Consider the following 14,077-nt stretch of genomic DNA (forward strand, 5'->3'; position numbering starts at 1 on the left):
ACAGGTTTATGTTGCATTGCACTTAGGGTTATCCCTATAATGGTTTACCCCATGACGAAACGGACTGGAGAAATACCATGAGCGAACTGACCCTGAACCAAAATGCCCGCCTGACCGATGCCCTCGAGCGCGACCTGCTCCGTGGCGCAATGGAAAGCCAACAGAACATCCAACCGCAAGCCCTGCTCAAGCAAGCTGGTGCTGCGATCGCCCGCGCTGCCGGCGCCTTTGCCGACTACGTAGCTGACGTGCACGACGCCATGAACCGCGCCCGCGCCGCCAGCGCCCACTACACCGGTTCGCAGTGGTAATCCGCGGGCAACTTGCCGCCCGCCTCTGAAAGAGGTCGGCGGCAAAGTCTTGCCCGTTTGCGGCGATTTCCGCTGGCTTTGCCTGTCGCCTCGCAAAGACTTTCGCACGCGTGCCATGATGATGTGGCGATGCAGTCCGCTGAACACTGTTCTTTGCACTGAGGCAGCCCGGTAGCAGTCCGGCAATGTCCGCGGTATCACACGATGCGCCCCGAGGCGCCGCACCCCGAAGCGGGGCGCGGCGCCTTTATTTTTGTTGGGCCGCCCCACAACAAAAACGCCCCCTTGGGGGCAGCCGGCCGAATGCGCGGCGCGGGGGCTTTTTGGTCACGATCCCGGAAACCCGGTCCGGCAATAGCGGACTGTGCGCATTGACAACGCACGAAATCGCTTCCGATAATCGCCCCCTTGCAATGATTGATTACGACTTTCGGCCCCCTGCCGATCGTGGCGCAGTCATTTGCCGATTCGGAGCCCCAATGAAATTGCGTACTTCCCTGGCCTTGCTGGCCGCGAGCGCCAGCCTTGCTGCCGCGCCGACTGTCCTGGCCCAGTCGCTGACGATCGCGCTGTCGTCTGAGCCCACCTCTGCCGATCCGCACTATCACAAACAGACCCAGAACGATGCGTTCGCTGCCCACGTCTATGACTCGCTGATCAATCGCAACGCCGACATGGAGCTGATCCCCGGTCTGGCGACATCGTGGAAAAACCTGGACGATCTGACCTGGGAACTGAAGCTGCGCGAGGGCGTGAAGTTCTCTAATGGCCAGCCCTTTACGTCGCAAGACGTGCTGTTTTCGGTCTGCCGTACGCTGAATAACGAAACCAATATCTCGCAGTCGTACATGACGGTCACCAAGCTGCTGACGGACGTACAGACACCCGACGAGCACACCGTCATTCTGAAGACGGCGGAGCCCTTTCCCCTGATGCCGGCCGAATTGGCCCGGCAACTGCCAATCATCTGGAACGGCATCGTGGAACACGGTCCGCTGAAATTTGCACCGAAAGAAGGCTGCGGCGTGACCGGTCCGTGGCCGACAGTGGCGGATTTCAATAATGGCAAAGATGCCATTGGCACCGGCCCGTACACCTTGAAGTCCTACGTCAAGGGCACCGGCATCGAGCTGGAACGCAACGAAAACTATTGGGGCACGAAGCCTGAATGGAAAACGGTGAAGTTCGTCCCCGTGCCGAACGCGGGTCCGCGCCTGACCGGCTTGCTCTCGGGTGATTTCGATGTCATCGAGAATCCGGCCGCACGAGATCTGCCGCGTTTGAAAGACAACAGCAATTTTGGCTTTATCGCTACTCCGTCCACGCGCCTGGTGTTTTTCCAGCCCGATGTGGGTCGCAACCCCAGCCCCTTCGTCAAGAGCGCCGATGGCAAGAACCCGCTGCAAGATCTGCGCGTGCGCCAGGCAATCAATATGGCGATCGACCGCAAGACCATCAATCAGCGCATTATGGACGGGCTGGCTACCCCGGCGTACCAATTCATGCCCGATGGCATGTTTGGCGCCCTGCCCAAAGCCCCCGAAATCAAGTACGACCCGGAAGGCGCCAAGAAACTCCTGGCGGAAGCCGGCTACCCGAATGGTTTTGAACTGACGTTGTCATCCACGAACAACCGTTATGTGAATGATGCTCAGGTTACGCAAGCCGTGGCGCAATATCTGTCGCGCATCGGGATCAAGGCGCATGTCGACGCCATGACGGCTTCGATTTATTTCCCCAAGCGCGCCAAGCGTGAGTTCAGTTTTGCGATGGGCGGCTGGCCGGCGGAAACGGGCGAGGCCTCGGCGCTGTTCCAATTGTGGGTCGCTTCGCTGGACTCGAACCGCAGCCTGGGAACCAGCAACTACGGTGGCTATTCGAATCCCGATTTCGACAAAGTCTATGAACAGGCTATCGTCACGATCGACCCGGAAAAGCGCAAGCAACTGCTGCAGCAATCCACGCAAATCGCGCTGGACACGCTGCCGCTGATCCCGCTGCACTTTGAAAGCAGCATCTGGGCATTCCGCAAAGGCTTGAGCTATGAAGGCCGCCGTGATCAGTACACACTGGCCATGTCGGTGCATTCGGCAAAGGGCAAGTAAGTCTGAGCTGGCCGCATAACGCGGCCGAGTGCGCGAGCAATCGCGCATCCACCCCTCAAAATGGGATTCCGATCCGGTTTTGAGGGGTTTTTTATCGCCGGGACACCCCCTGGATAAAACACCCCGAAAGACAGTCCACAGCACGCCCGCGGCGCGGAGTTTTCGTTGGGCTTTATCGCCGAATTATCCCGAGAGCAACACCGCCGCATCAGCTTCCCGGCGATGACTCCAACGTTGACTCCAGTGCATCGATGCGCGCTTTCAGGTGGTCGATGAAACGCGCCACCCCTATCGGCAATAAGCGGCCCTCCATGGTCTGGATCTGCAAATTACGCGATTGCAGCTCGGCGCTGACAACGGGACGAGCGACCAGTCCATCCTGAACCAATCGCCAAGCCACGGAGATATATCCAGCAAACATCACGGCGTTGGAATGCCGTACGAAACCATGCAGTGCTGGTGAGTAGTTCGATACCAGAGCGGCGTGCAAAGGCATGGCCTCCAGGGCACATGTGCGGTTCAAAAGACGCCTCGCCGTGCTTTTATCGTCGGTCAACGCCAAGGGATAGGCCAATACCTCCTCCAAATGCAGTTGGCTGCGTGCCGCCAAGGGATGATTCGCGGCCATGACGGCGTAGACGGGGGCCCGCCAGGAGTGCAGTACCTGCACCCCTTGGGCGGGCTCGACGTTGAAGGATACCGAGACATCGATATCGCCGTTGGCAATGGCGCGCATGGCCTCGGGCGGAGTCACGACATGCAGAGCGAAACGCGTGCGTGGATATTGCTTTCGAAAATCGACCATCGCGACGGGCAGAAACCCCTGGGCAGGGCCCTCGGATGCCCCAACCCGGATTTCGTCGTGCGGCGCGCCTTGCAACCCTGCGATCTGCCGTAGCACTTCGTCTGCCTCTAATTGCGTCCGGCGTGCATGAGCCAGCAGAAGCCTACCGGCCTCGCTCAAGACCATGCCGCGCGGCGCCCGGTCAAATAGCGGGGAGCCGACTTCTTCTTCCAAGCTGGCGATTTGGCGGCTGATGGCCGAAACTGCGACGTGCAACTGTTTGGACGCGCCGCTCAGACTGCCTGCTTGGGCAACTGCCACAAAATACTTCAATGCGATGCCGTGCATGTGCTTAACCTTTGCGCGAAGGTCGGGATCAGCGCGCTATGACTGCCCGTATTGTCCCGACAGCCTTGCCAAAAAAGCAAACGCTGTGGCAAATATTCTAATTGTCGAGAAAGCTGGCAGGCTCCTAGAATCAGCCTGCAGATAAAAATCAGCGCCGCACGAGCCTCAGGCCAGCGGCCTTTCCCCGGGGGAAAAACGGTGATCGTGGCACGAAACCGGCCATTGCGTCCGGCACATGGCTTTGACCTAAACCGCTCGATACGTGGGCCCGCGACTCGTGCTCGGCCCGGTATTCCCCTACTTCATGTGTAGCCGCCTTGCAGGCGCCTGATCCTTGTGTCTCCCGCTTTGCATTCGCCCAAGAACCCCGCCTCAGAGAACACACTATGATCGTCTCTCGTCTCCGCTTGGCCACCCTGACTGCACTGCTCGGCCTGGCTGCCGGCACTCACGCCCAATCCCTGACCATTGCATTGGCCTCGGAGCCAACTGCCATGGATCCGCACTATCACCAAGCCACGCCGAACAACGCCATGGCGTCGCAGATTTTCGAGACCTTGGTGGCCCAGGATGCCAAGATGAGCTTGATTCCCGGCTTGGCTGCCTCCTGGAAAACGCTGGACGACACCACGTGGGAATTCAAGCTGCAGAAAGACGTCAAGTTTTCGAACGGTCAGCCGCTGACGCCGCAGGATGTGATTTTCACGTTCTGCCGCGCCATGAATAACGAAGAGTCGATCGCGGGTTCGTATGAAGCCGTCGTGCAGAAATTCGCCGATGTTCAGACGCCGGATGCTAATACGCTGATCATCAAAACGCGAAAACCGTATCCTCTGTTGCCCAACGATCTCACGCGGATGGGCATCATATGGAATGGCATCGCAGAACACGGCTCCATCACATTCGATCTGGAGAAAAAATGCGGCGTCAGCGGTGGCTGGCCCCGGGTCGCGGATTTCAATAATGGCAAACATGCCGTTGGCACGGGCCCGTACAAGCTCAAATCGTACGTGAAAGGCAGCGGGATCGAACTCGAACGCAACGAGGATTACTGGGGCCAAAAGCCCGGGTGGCGCACCGTGAAGTTTGTGCCTGTACCGAACGCCGGTCCCCGCTTGACGGGCTTGTTGGCCGGTGATTTCGATGTCGTCGAAAGCCCTGCTGCTCGTGACGTACAACGTATCAAGAACACGCCGGGCTTTGGCTATGTCGTCACGCCGTCGGTGCGCGTGGTGTATTTCCAGGCAGATGTCGGCCGCGATAACAGTCCGTTCGTGAAAGCCGATAACGGCAAGAATCCCCTGCAAGATGCCCGCGTGCGGCGGGCTATCAGCATGGCGATCGACCGCAAGACCATTGTCGACCGAATCATGGACGGGATGGCCATGCCGGCCAATCAGTTCTTGCCTGACGGGATGTTTGGAACGCTGCCCCATCCCCCACAACTGACCTACGATCCCGCGGGGGCGAAAAAACTGCTGGCCGAAGCAGGATATCCCAACGGTTTCGAACTCACGTTGTCATCGACCAATGATCGCTACATCAACGATGGCCAGATCACCCAGGCCGTAGCGCAATATCTATCGCGCATAGGCATCAAGACACATGTCGACGCCATGACCCGCTCGGTGTATTTCCCGAGGCGCGCCAAGCGGGAGTTCAGTTTTTCGATGGGAGGCTGGTCATCTGAGACCGGCGAAGCCTCGTCGTTTCTGCAGTACTGGGTGACTTCGTTCGCGCCCGAGTTGGGCATGGGTACCAGCAACTACGGCCGCTATTCGAATCCGGAACTGGACCAGATATTCCGCCAGGCCGTCACCACGGTAGACGACGCGCAACGTGAAAAACTGTTGCAGCAGGCCCTGACACTGACACTGGCCGATCTGCCCAGCATTCCCCTGCATTTCGAGAGCAGCATCTGGGCATTTCGCAAGGGGTTGACCTACGAAGGGCGCGCAGACCAGTACACTCTCGCTTCGTCAGTGAAATCCGTCCCATAAGGTTGTTTGTAACAACGCCCTCTGGCACGGTAAGCCCACGGCGCAGCGTGAGACATTTCTCCCGCCGCGCCGTGCCTCATGAGGCGAGCCAATCAATGGCTCGACATGAGGACTTTTTTTGCAAGTCGTAAGGAACGCCTAACGTGGTTCTGTTTACCCTCCGCAGGTTGATTCAAAGCCTGTTTGTCCTGCTGGCCGTGTCGGTCGTGGTGTTTTTCGCGGTGTATGCCGTGGGGGATCCGATCGAATTGCTGGTCAGCCCCGAAGCCACGGTGGAAGCACGCGCCGCCACCATTGCCCGCCTGGGGCTCGACCAGCCCATCTGGCAGCAATACTTCACCTTTCTGGAACGTGCGCTGCACGGTGACCTGGGCACGTCTTTCGTGCACGGGATCCCCGCGATCGAGCTGATCGTGCAGCGTATGCCGGCCACATTTGAGCTGGTGGTGGTCGCCATTACCCTGACCTGTATTATCGGCATCCCGCTGGGCCTGGTTGCGGGCCTGTACCGAGATCGGCCATTGGGGCGCGGCATCATGGCCACATCGGTGCTGGGTTTTTCGCTGCCCAACTTCTGGCAGGGCATGATGCTGATCCTGTTGTTTGCCGTCTGGCTAGGATGGCTGCCGGCATCGGGACGCGGCGAGACAGTCAGTGTGCTGGGCGTGCCGCTGTCGATATTGACCGCTGATGGCTGGTCGCATGTGATCATGCCCGCCATCAACCTGGCGCTCGCCAACATCGCATTGGTTCTACGCCTGACCGCCACCGGCGTGGCCGAGGCGCAGACCCAGGAATACGTAAAGTTTGCGCGCGCCAAAGGCGTGAAGCCGGGGCGCATTGTGCGCCGGCACATTCTGCGCAATATCCTGATTCCTGTCGTGACGGTGGTAGGCATGGAGTTCGGCAGCCTGATCGCCTATTCCACCATCACCGAAACCGTGTTCGCGTGGCCCGGCATGGGCAAGCTCTTGATCGACAGCGTGTACCAGCTGGATCGCCCTGTCGTCGTGGCCTATGTGATGCTCGTCACGCTGATCTTTGTGATCGTCAATTTTGTTGTCGATATCTTGTATGCCGCGCTCGACCCGCGTGTGCAACTCGTTGCTCCTTCGCATTAACGCTATGGCTCATCCTACTCAAAACGCTCGCATGCGCACTATCCAGCCGCTGGAAGACACGCCGCGCCGCGCCGCCATTCTGAAAAAACTGCGCGGCCGCCCCACTGTCACAGGCTCGATCATTGCGCTGGCCATCCTGATGATCGTGGTGTTGGTGGCGCCCTATTTTGCGCCGCAAAACCCCTACGATCTGGCCAATCTGAATCTGCTGGACGGCCGCCTCGCACCGCGCTCGACTTCGATGGACGGCATGGTTTATTTGCTGGGCACTGACGATCAGGGCCGCGATATGTTGAGCGCCATCCTGTATGGTCTACGCATCAGCCTGATGGTGGGCTTGTCGGCCGTCGCGCTGTCGACGGCCATCGGTAGCATGGCCGGATTGATCGCAGCCTACGTTGGCGGTTTTGTCGACACATTGATCATGCGGATCGTCGACTTTATCCTGGGGTTTCCCACGATTCTGGTCGCGCTGGTATTGCTGGCGATGATGGGCCGCGGCGTCGACAAGGTCATCCTGGCGTTGGTCGTCGTGCAGTGGGCGCACTATGCCCGCATCATGCGCGGCCGCGCATTGCAGGAACGGCGCAAGGAATACGTCGAGGCAGCCGCAAATCTGGGCTTTCCCGCATGGCGCATCATGGTGTTCCATCTGCTGCCCAACTGTATCGGGCCGGTGATGGTGTTCGCCACGATTCAAATCGCGACTGCGATCGCATTGGAAGCCACCTTGTCCTTTCTGGGCGTCGGAGTGCCGATCACCGAACCTTCGCTGGGTTTGCTGATCGCCAACGGCTTTCAGTATCTGCTGTCGGGCGATTACTGGATCAGCATGTTCCCGGGGGTCGCGCTATTGCTGCTGATCCTGACCATCAACATCGTGGGCGACCGCCTGCGCGAAGCCCTGGACCCGCGCCGCTAATGAACGACATCATCTTACAGGTGCGCGGCCTGCGCACCGCATTTCATACCGAAGCCGGCGCGTGGCCGGCCGTCGATGGGGTAGACCTGACCGTGCGCCGCGGCGAGATTCTGGGTCTGGTCGGCGAATCCGGTTCTGGTAAATCCGTCACGGGGTTTTCCTTGCTGGGTCTGATTGATCCGCCCGGGGAAATTGTCTCCGGCGAGATTCTGTTCCAAGGCCAAGACCTGCGCAAACTCGACGAGGAAAGCATGCGGCGCCTGCGCGGCAACCGCATCGCGATGATCTTTCAAGATCCGTTGATGACGCTGAACCCGGTCTTGCGCGTTGGCGAACAAATGATGGAAGCCATCCTGACGCACGAAAACATACCCGCAGCCCAGGCGCGCGAACGCTGCCGCGAAGCCCTGGAAATGGTGGGTATTCCTTCGCCTGAAAAACGTCTGGACAGCTACCCGCACGAATTTTCCGGCGGCATGCGCCAGCGCGTGGCGATTGCCATCGCCATGTTGAATCGCCCCGATCTGATTATTTGCGACGAGCCGACTACCGCGCTGGACGTGACTATTCAGGGACAAATCCTGTATCGCATGCAGGAAATCTGTCGCCAGTACGATACGGCGCTGATCTGGATTACTCACGATCTGGGCGTGGTCGCCGAGCTGGCCGATCAGGTGGCCGTGATGTACGCAGGCCGCATCGTCGAGGCCGGTCCAGTCAATCAGGTGTTGGATGCGCCGCGTCACCCCTATACCAAGGGGCTGCTTGATTCCATGCCAGCGAATACCGCTCCAGGCCAACGGCTGCATCAGATCGACGGCATGGCGCCCAGCCTCGCGGGCCGGCCCGTGGGCTGTGCTTTCCGTCCGCGCTGCACGCGCGCCGTGACGCGTTGCGCTGAACAAGCTCCTTCCATCCTGCAAGAAGGCCCGCGCAGCTACCGCTGCTACGCCCCGATTGCCATCGAGACCGCTTCCGCATGACCCCGCAAGACACGCCTGTTATCGAGCTACGCAACGTCCATAAGCGTTTCGAGCAACATCCCGATCTGGCCCAGCGCATCCTCGCGCTGACCGGCAAACCCATCGATCGCCGCACTGTTCATGCCGTCAACGGCGTCGACCTGTCGATCCAGCGCGGCGAAGTGCTTGGCCTAGTCGGTGAGTCCGGCTGTGGCAAATCCACGCTGGGCCGGGTCGTAGCCGGATTGCATCGGCAAACGGAAGGAGAATTGCTGTACCAAGGTCAGTCCACGGCTACGCTGCGTGGCGCCGAACGCTTGGCCTATACGCTGGGCGTGCAGATGATTTTCCAAGACCCGCAAGCCTCGCTGAATCCGCGTCAACGCCTGCGGCAGATTTTGGGCGAGGCATTGAAAGTGCACAAGCTTGCGCCAGCCGCCGACATTCCCGAACGCATTGACCGTGCCTTGTCTGAAGTCGGGCTGGATCGCGAATATCGCGACCGTTTTCCCCATCAGATTTCCGGAGGACAACGCCAGCGCGTCGGGATCGCACGCGCACTGATGGTATCGCCCAAGTTCCTGGTATGCGACGAACCGGTTGCTGCGCTGGACGTGTCGATTCAAGCTCAAGTCATCAATCTGTTCATGGAACTGCGTGAACAGCACAGCTTTACCTATCTGTTCATCAGCCATGATTTGGGCGTGGTCAAACACATCTCGGACCGCGTCGCCATCATGTATTTGGGCAAAATCGTCGAACGCGCCCCGGCATCCGAGATCTTTGCGCGTGCGAACCATCCGTATACCCAAGCGCTGTTGGCCGAGGTACCCGACGTCGGTCGCCGCGGCCGTAAGTTCACGCCGATTCAGGGCGAGATCCCGTCGCCATTGAATCCCCCATCGGGCTGTACTTTTCACCCGCGCTGCCCGCATGCCACAGCACGCTGCCGCGAGGCCGTCCCCGAACTCAAAGAAATCGCACCGGGCCATTGGTCGGCCTGCCACTTGAACGCCTGAGCCATCATGAAAGCAGAACTCACCAATGTCGATCGTATTGGGTTGGAACTCGGCCATGCCGGCCGTAATGCCTTTGTCTACGTCGATGACGATCGCAATGCCGATCGTCCATTCACATTGCAAACCTATCGGCCCTATGGCTATACGCCCGATCGGCCCGTCGTGATCGTGCAGCATGGCGTGCTGCGCAATGGCGACGATTATCGTGATTTCTGGATTCCCGCGGCCGACAAGCACAATGTTCTGATTGTGGCGCCGACGTTTTCCAACGATATCTGGCCCGGCGTAGAGAGCTACAACAATGGCCGCGTATTCAGTCCGGGCGGCAACCCGCGCCATGTGGATGGCTGGACCTACGCATTGATCGGCAAGGTCTTTGCCGACCTGCGTGCCGCCGGCATCACCGAGGTAGAGCAAGCCCATTTATTCGGTCATTCCGCGGGGGGTCAGTTTGTGCATCGTCTGATGAGCAGCCAATCCCATGCGCCATTCTGCGCCGTCGCCGCCGGCAATCCCGGCTGGTACACCCTGCCTACGTTCGAACATCGCTTTCCTGAGGGGCTGGACGGCGTAGGCCTGACCGAAGATCACCTGGTGCGTCTGCTGGCCTATCCGATGACGATTCTGGCGGGCGATCAAGACATCAGCACCAACGACCCCAATCTACCGTCGGAACCGCCCGCGTTACGCCAGGGGCCGCATCGTTTTGCCCGCGCGCATCACTATTTCGAGGCGGGTCAACGCGAGGCGGCGCGTCGCGGTGTGCCGTTTAACTGGACCCTGCAAGTCGTCCCCGGCATAGGCCACGACGGCCGGGCCATGTCGGCCGCCTGCGCCAGCCTGTGGTTCGAAGGCAAGCTGCCCAGCGAGGCAGAATTGGCCAAGCTGGCCGGCCAGCACGTGGCTTGAGTTTCTTGTCATTCATCATTTATCTGGAATACCGATATGTCCGCCCTCCCGTCTACTGAAGCCCTGGTCGCCGGCATCCAATCGTGGGTGCGCTGCGAGTCGCCCTCGAACTCGCCCGAGGGCGTGACCAAGATGGCGGCGTTGGTCGAGGCTCAGGCACGCGCTGCCGGTCTGGCCGTGGAGGTGACGTCGCTGGGCGCTGATACTGGCCCCTTGCTGTATGCCACAAACCGCGTAGCCGGCGATACCCGCAAAGGCATTCTCGTATTGGCGCACCTGGACACGGTACATCCGATCGGCACACTGCAAGAGAACCCTTGCCGTATCGAAGGCGACCGTCTGTATGGCCCCGGCAGCTATGACATGAAGGGCGGCATTTATCTGGCGCTGACGGCTTTATCGAATTTGGTGAAGCCAGGCTCCACACAATTGCCCGTGGATTTTCTGATGGTGCCCGACGAGGAAACCGGCAGCCACGCCTCGCGTGCGTCGATTGAGCGCTTTGCCGCCAATGCCAAATACGGCCTGGTGTGCGAGCCTGCGCGTCCCAACGGAGGCGGCTGCGTCACGGCGCGCAAAGGCACCGGCATGCTGCGACTGAACGTCAAGGGGCGCCCCGCCCACGCGGGCATGCAACATGAAAAAGGCCGCAGCGCGATTCGCGAAATGGCGCATCAAGTGTTGGCTCTGGAAGCCATGACGGACTACGAACGCGGCGTCACGGTCAGCGTAGGCACTATCGCCGGCGGCACGGTGACCAATACGGTCCCTGCACAATGCCGCTGCGTGGTGGATTTCCGGGTGCCCGATATGGGTGCCGCCGAGGACGTACTGCGCCGCATGCGCAATCTGTGCGCGGTCGGCCCCGATGTGGAACTGGACATCGATGTCGAACTGAACCGTCCGCCCATGGTGCGTAGCGATGCTGCGGTCGCCTTGCTGGAAATGGCGCAAGGTTACGCCCGCGAGGCGGGCTTTGAATTGGCGGAGGCGCCCATGACCGGTGGCGGCAGCGATGCCAATTTCACCTCGGCAATGGGTGTGCCCACCTTGGATGGCTTGGGCGCTGACGGCAACGGGGCCCATACCCTGGATGAGCACATCTTGATCTCAACGCTGCAGACGCGCGTAAAATTCTGGGAATTGCTGCTGCGTCAACTGGCGTGACGCGGTAGTGCGGATGCTTGCGTGATCCGGTATCCCCGGTATATCGCAAGCACCACTTCCGGAGACACGTTGTATGCCTAGTCCCTCTGCGCACCCCGAACAAGAGGTGCCGTTCTGCCTGCCCCCCCTGCCCTTATCTCAACAAGAGCCCGCACGGTTCGACATCCCGCCCGGTGCCTGCGATACGCACGCGCATGTCGTCGCTGACGACGCGATAGCGTATCCCATGGTGCCAGAACGCACCTACACGCCGCACCCCGCAACAGAAAGCTCGTATCTAGCCATGCTGGACACCAATGGCATGTCGCGCGGAGTATTGGTGCAAATCAGCGTGTACGGCACGGACAACCGCTACATGCTGGAAGTCCTGCGCCGCAATCCGGATCGTTTACGTGGCATCGGCGTTGTCGCCCCGACGATCACCGATCGCGAACTGCAGGACATGCACGAGGCTGGCGTACGTGGCCTGCGCATCAACGTGCTGTTTGGCGGCGGCATCGGGTTTGACGCGATGGAAACGCTGGCGCACCGTATCAAGGATCTGGGCTGGCATATGCAGTTCTTGATGGACGCGCGCCAACTGCCGGAGCTGCTGCCACGCATGCGCAAACTACCGGTGCCCGGTGTGGTGGACCACATGGGACACATGCCTGTCGCCGAAGGGCTGCAGAGCCCTGGATTCCAAGCCTTGCTGCACATGGTGCAGGATCATGGCTGGTGGGTAAAACTATCGGGCTCATACCGTATCAGCAATCAGTTCGATCACTATACCGACGTGATCCCGTGGGCTCAGGCCTTGATCGCTGCTGCACCCGACCGCATGGTCTGGGGCAGCGATTGGCTTCATGTGCATACCTCTCCCATGGTCAACACGGGCAAGCTGCGCAATCAACTCGCGGACTGGGCGCCTGACGCGCAAACGCGGCATCGCATCCTGGTCACGAATCCCCAAGCCCTTTACGGCTTCCCTTCCCTCTAAGAGACAACCATGCAATGGTATAGAGAGTTAAATCAAACAGAACGCCGGACCTTCATTGGCGCATTCGGTGGTTGGGCCATCGATGCGCTGGACTTCATGGTCTTTACGTTTGTCATCTCTACCCTGATTCAGTTGTGGGGCATAGACAAAGGCCAGGCGGGGATGCTCGGTACGGTCACACTGCTGTTTTCAGCAGTAGGCGGTTGGTTGGCCGGAATTCTGGCTGACCGATATGGCCGCGTGCGTGTACTGCAGATCACGATCCTGTGGTTCTCGGTATGTACGGTTGCGATCGGCTTTGCGCAAAACTTCGAACAGCTCTTCGTTCTGCGCGCCTTGCAAGGTCTGGGTTTTGGCGGAGAGTGGGCGGTAGGCTCGGTGCTGATGGGTGAAATTGTCCGTGCCCAACACCGCGGCAAAGCCGTCGGTACTGTGCAAAGCGGTTGGGCGGTTGGTTGGGGAACTGCCGCGATTTTGTACACCTTGGCATTCTCGATCTTGCCTCCGGAATGGGCATGGCGCTCTTTGTTCTGGATCGGCGTGCTGCCTGCTTTCCTGGTACTGTATATCCGAAAACACGTGCCTGAGCCCGAAGTCTTTCAGCGTACGCAAGCCAAAACGCAAGCATCCGGTGACCGTCCCTCATTCTGGACTATTTTCTCGCCCAGTCTGCTCAAAACGACCGTCGTGACCGCGATCCTGTGCACGGGCGTGCAAGGCGGTTATTACGCTATCACGACATGGTTGCCAACCTTTTTGAAAACCGAACGCCAACTGTCGGTATTGAATACCGGCGGCTATCTGATGGTGATCATTGTTGGGTCGTTTGTGGGCTACATCGTGGGTGCCTATATGGCGGATAAGCTCGGCCGCCGAGCCAATCTGCTGATCTTCTCGGTGTTATCCGCGCTGAGCGTCTATGTGTACACCTTGGTCCCGCTCACCAATACTCAGATGCTGATACTGGGCTTTCCTCTGGGGTTCGCCGCGTCGGGGATTTTCAGTGGCATTGGGGCTTATCTGACGGAACTATTTCCGTCAGAGGTACGGGCTTCAGGCCAAGGGTTCGCGTACAACTTCGGCCGTGGCATCGGCGCGCTGTTTCCTAGCCTGGTGGGTTTTCTCAGCCAGAGCCATGGTCTGGCCTGGGCTATCGGGGCCTTTGCCACGGGTGCGTATGCCATCGTGATATTGACTGCATTGCTGTTGCCTGAAACCAAGGGGCGGGTGTTGGAGTGATTGGTTTGCTCTGAATAGTCGGGTTTTTACAGGGCAGGTTTTCTGGTCTAGGTGGGGTGCTGGTGGAGGAGTTTGGTTCTCCTGGGCGTTGCGGTGCGGGCGGGGCGGGGGAGCGAGTGCTATTGGACGTCGAGGCGGGGCAGTGACCGTGTTGGCGCTTCACGGAGTCGGTCGGCCGCCTGCGCGGCCGACACCGCTTTGTCAACCTCGT

At 59.7% G+C, this 14,077-nt stretch carries 12 protein-coding genes; 11 read left to right on the forward strand and 1 reads right to left on the reverse strand.

What is annotated here, in order from left to right; all coding sequences use genetic code 11:
- The first annotated feature begins 77 nt into the window (after positions 1-77).
- Together CAL20_RS24410 and CAL20_RS24415 are read left to right on the forward strand one after the other, a co-directional pair.
- A complete protein-coding gene (locus CAL20_RS24410; protein ID WP_094823680.1) occupies positions 78-311 on the forward strand; it encodes a hypothetical protein in 234 nt (77 codons plus the stop codon).
- Positions 312-790: 479 nt separating this feature from the next.
- Complete coding sequence (locus CAL20_RS24415) at positions 791-2,416, forward strand: ABC transporter substrate-binding protein (RefSeq protein WP_094823681.1); 1,626 nt, start codon at positions 791-793, stop codon at positions 2,414-2,416.
- 208 nt (positions 2,417-2,624) lie between these two features.
- Here CAL20_RS24415 and CAL20_RS24420 read toward each other — a convergent pair whose 3' ends face one another.
- Positions 2,625-3,548, reverse strand: a complete 924-nt coding sequence (locus CAL20_RS24420) for a LysR family transcriptional regulator (RefSeq protein WP_094823682.1) — start codon at positions 3,546-3,548, stop codon at positions 2,625-2,627.
- 386 nt (positions 3,549-3,934) lie between these two features.
- On the opposite strand from CAL20_RS24420, the gene CAL20_RS24425 reads away from it, so the two are divergent.
- The 9 genes from CAL20_RS24425 (at position 3,935) to CAL20_RS24465 (ending at position 13,866) form a co-directional block, all read left to right on the forward strand.
- Entirely contained in the window at positions 3,935-5,548 is a 1,614-nt protein-coding gene (locus CAL20_RS24425) for an ABC transporter substrate-binding protein (RefSeq protein WP_094823683.1), read from the forward strand.
- Positions 5,549-5,691: 143 nt separating this feature from the next.
- Positions 5,692-6,669 carry an ABC transporter permease gene (locus CAL20_RS24430; RefSeq protein ID WP_094823684.1) on the forward strand — a complete coding sequence of 326 codons (978 nt, stop codon included), beginning with the start codon at positions 5,692-5,694 and terminating at the stop codon, positions 6,667-6,669.
- A 4-nt stretch (positions 6,670-6,673) separates the two neighbouring features.
- Positions 6,674-7,591 carry an ABC transporter permease gene (locus CAL20_RS24435; protein ID WP_094823685.1) on the forward strand — a complete coding sequence of 306 codons (918 nt, stop codon included), beginning with the start codon at positions 6,674-6,676 and terminating at the stop codon, positions 7,589-7,591.
- A complete protein-coding gene (locus tag CAL20_RS24440; protein ID WP_094823686.1) occupies positions 7,591-8,574 on the forward strand; it encodes an ABC transporter ATP-binding protein in 984 nt (327 codons plus the stop codon). The genes CAL20_RS24435 and CAL20_RS24440 overlap by 1 nt, the downstream gene beginning before the upstream one ends.
- A complete protein-coding gene (locus CAL20_RS24445) occupies positions 8,571-9,572 on the forward strand; it encodes an ABC transporter ATP-binding protein (RefSeq protein ID WP_094823687.1) in 1,002 nt (333 codons plus the stop codon). The genes CAL20_RS24440 and CAL20_RS24445 overlap by 4 nt, the downstream gene beginning before the upstream one ends.
- 3 nt (positions 9,573-9,575) lie before the next feature.
- Entirely contained in the window at positions 9,576-10,481 is a 906-nt protein-coding gene (locus tag CAL20_RS24450; RefSeq protein WP_094823688.1) for an alpha/beta hydrolase, read from the forward strand.
- Between the two features lie 36 nt (positions 10,482-10,517).
- Positions 10,518-11,648, forward strand: coding sequence for a M20 family metallopeptidase (locus CAL20_RS24455; protein WP_094823689.1), 1,131 nt, complete (start codon positions 10,518-10,520; stop codon positions 11,646-11,648).
- A gap of 73 nt (positions 11,649-11,721) precedes the next feature.
- The gene (locus tag CAL20_RS24460; protein ID WP_094839268.1) at positions 11,722-12,627 is read left to right on the forward strand and encodes an amidohydrolase family protein; all 906 of its coding nucleotides are present in this window, start codon (positions 11,722-11,724) and stop codon (positions 12,625-12,627) included.
- A 9-nt stretch (positions 12,628-12,636) separates the two neighbouring features.
- Positions 12,637-13,866 (forward strand): MFS transporter, encoded by a 1,230-nt coding sequence (locus tag CAL20_RS24465; RefSeq protein ID WP_094823691.1) that lies wholly within the window; start codon positions 12,637-12,639, stop codon positions 13,864-13,866.
- Positions 13,867-14,077: the final 211 nt, after the last annotated feature.

Origin of the sequence: Bordetella genomosp. 4 (genome assembly GCF_002261185.1) — a bacterium.
Lineage (GTDB): Bacteria > Pseudomonadota > Gammaproteobacteria > Burkholderiales > Burkholderiaceae_B > Bordetella_A.

Bases quoted from the DNA above. Each gene is read 5' to 3' on its own strand.
- CAL20_RS24410 (WP_094823680.1), top strand. From the start codon at position 78: ATGAGCGAACTGACCCTGAACCAAAATGCCCGCCTGACCGATGCCCTC.
- CAL20_RS24415 (WP_094823681.1), top strand. From the start codon at position 791: ATGAAATTGCGTACTTCCCTGGCCTTGCTGGCCGCGAGCGCCAGCCTT.
- CAL20_RS24420 (WP_094823682.1), bottom strand. From the start codon at position 3,548: ATGCACGGCATCGCATTGAAGTATTTTGTGGCAGTTGCCCAAGCAGGC.
- CAL20_RS24425 (WP_094823683.1), top strand. From the start codon at position 3,935: ATGATCGTCTCTCGTCTCCGCTTGGCCACCCTGACTGCACTGCTCGGC.
- CAL20_RS24435 (WP_094823685.1), top strand. From the start codon at position 6,674: ATGGCTCATCCTACTCAAAACGCTCGCATGCGCACTATCCAGCCGCTG.
- CAL20_RS24440 (WP_094823686.1), top strand. From the start codon at position 7,591: ATGAACGACATCATCTTACAGGTGCGCGGCCTGCGCACCGCATTTCAT.
- CAL20_RS24445 (WP_094823687.1), top strand. From the start codon at position 8,571: ATGACCCCGCAAGACACGCCTGTTATCGAGCTACGCAACGTCCATAAG.
- CAL20_RS24455 (WP_094823689.1), top strand. From the start codon at position 10,518: ATGTCCGCCCTCCCGTCTACTGAAGCCCTGGTCGCCGGCATCCAATCG.
- CAL20_RS24460 (WP_094839268.1), top strand. From the start codon at position 11,722: ATGCCTAGTCCCTCTGCGCACCCCGAACAAGAGGTGCCGTTCTGCCTG.
- CAL20_RS24465 (WP_094823691.1), top strand. From the start codon at position 12,637: ATGCAATGGTATAGAGAGTTAAATCAAACAGAACGCCGGACCTTCATT.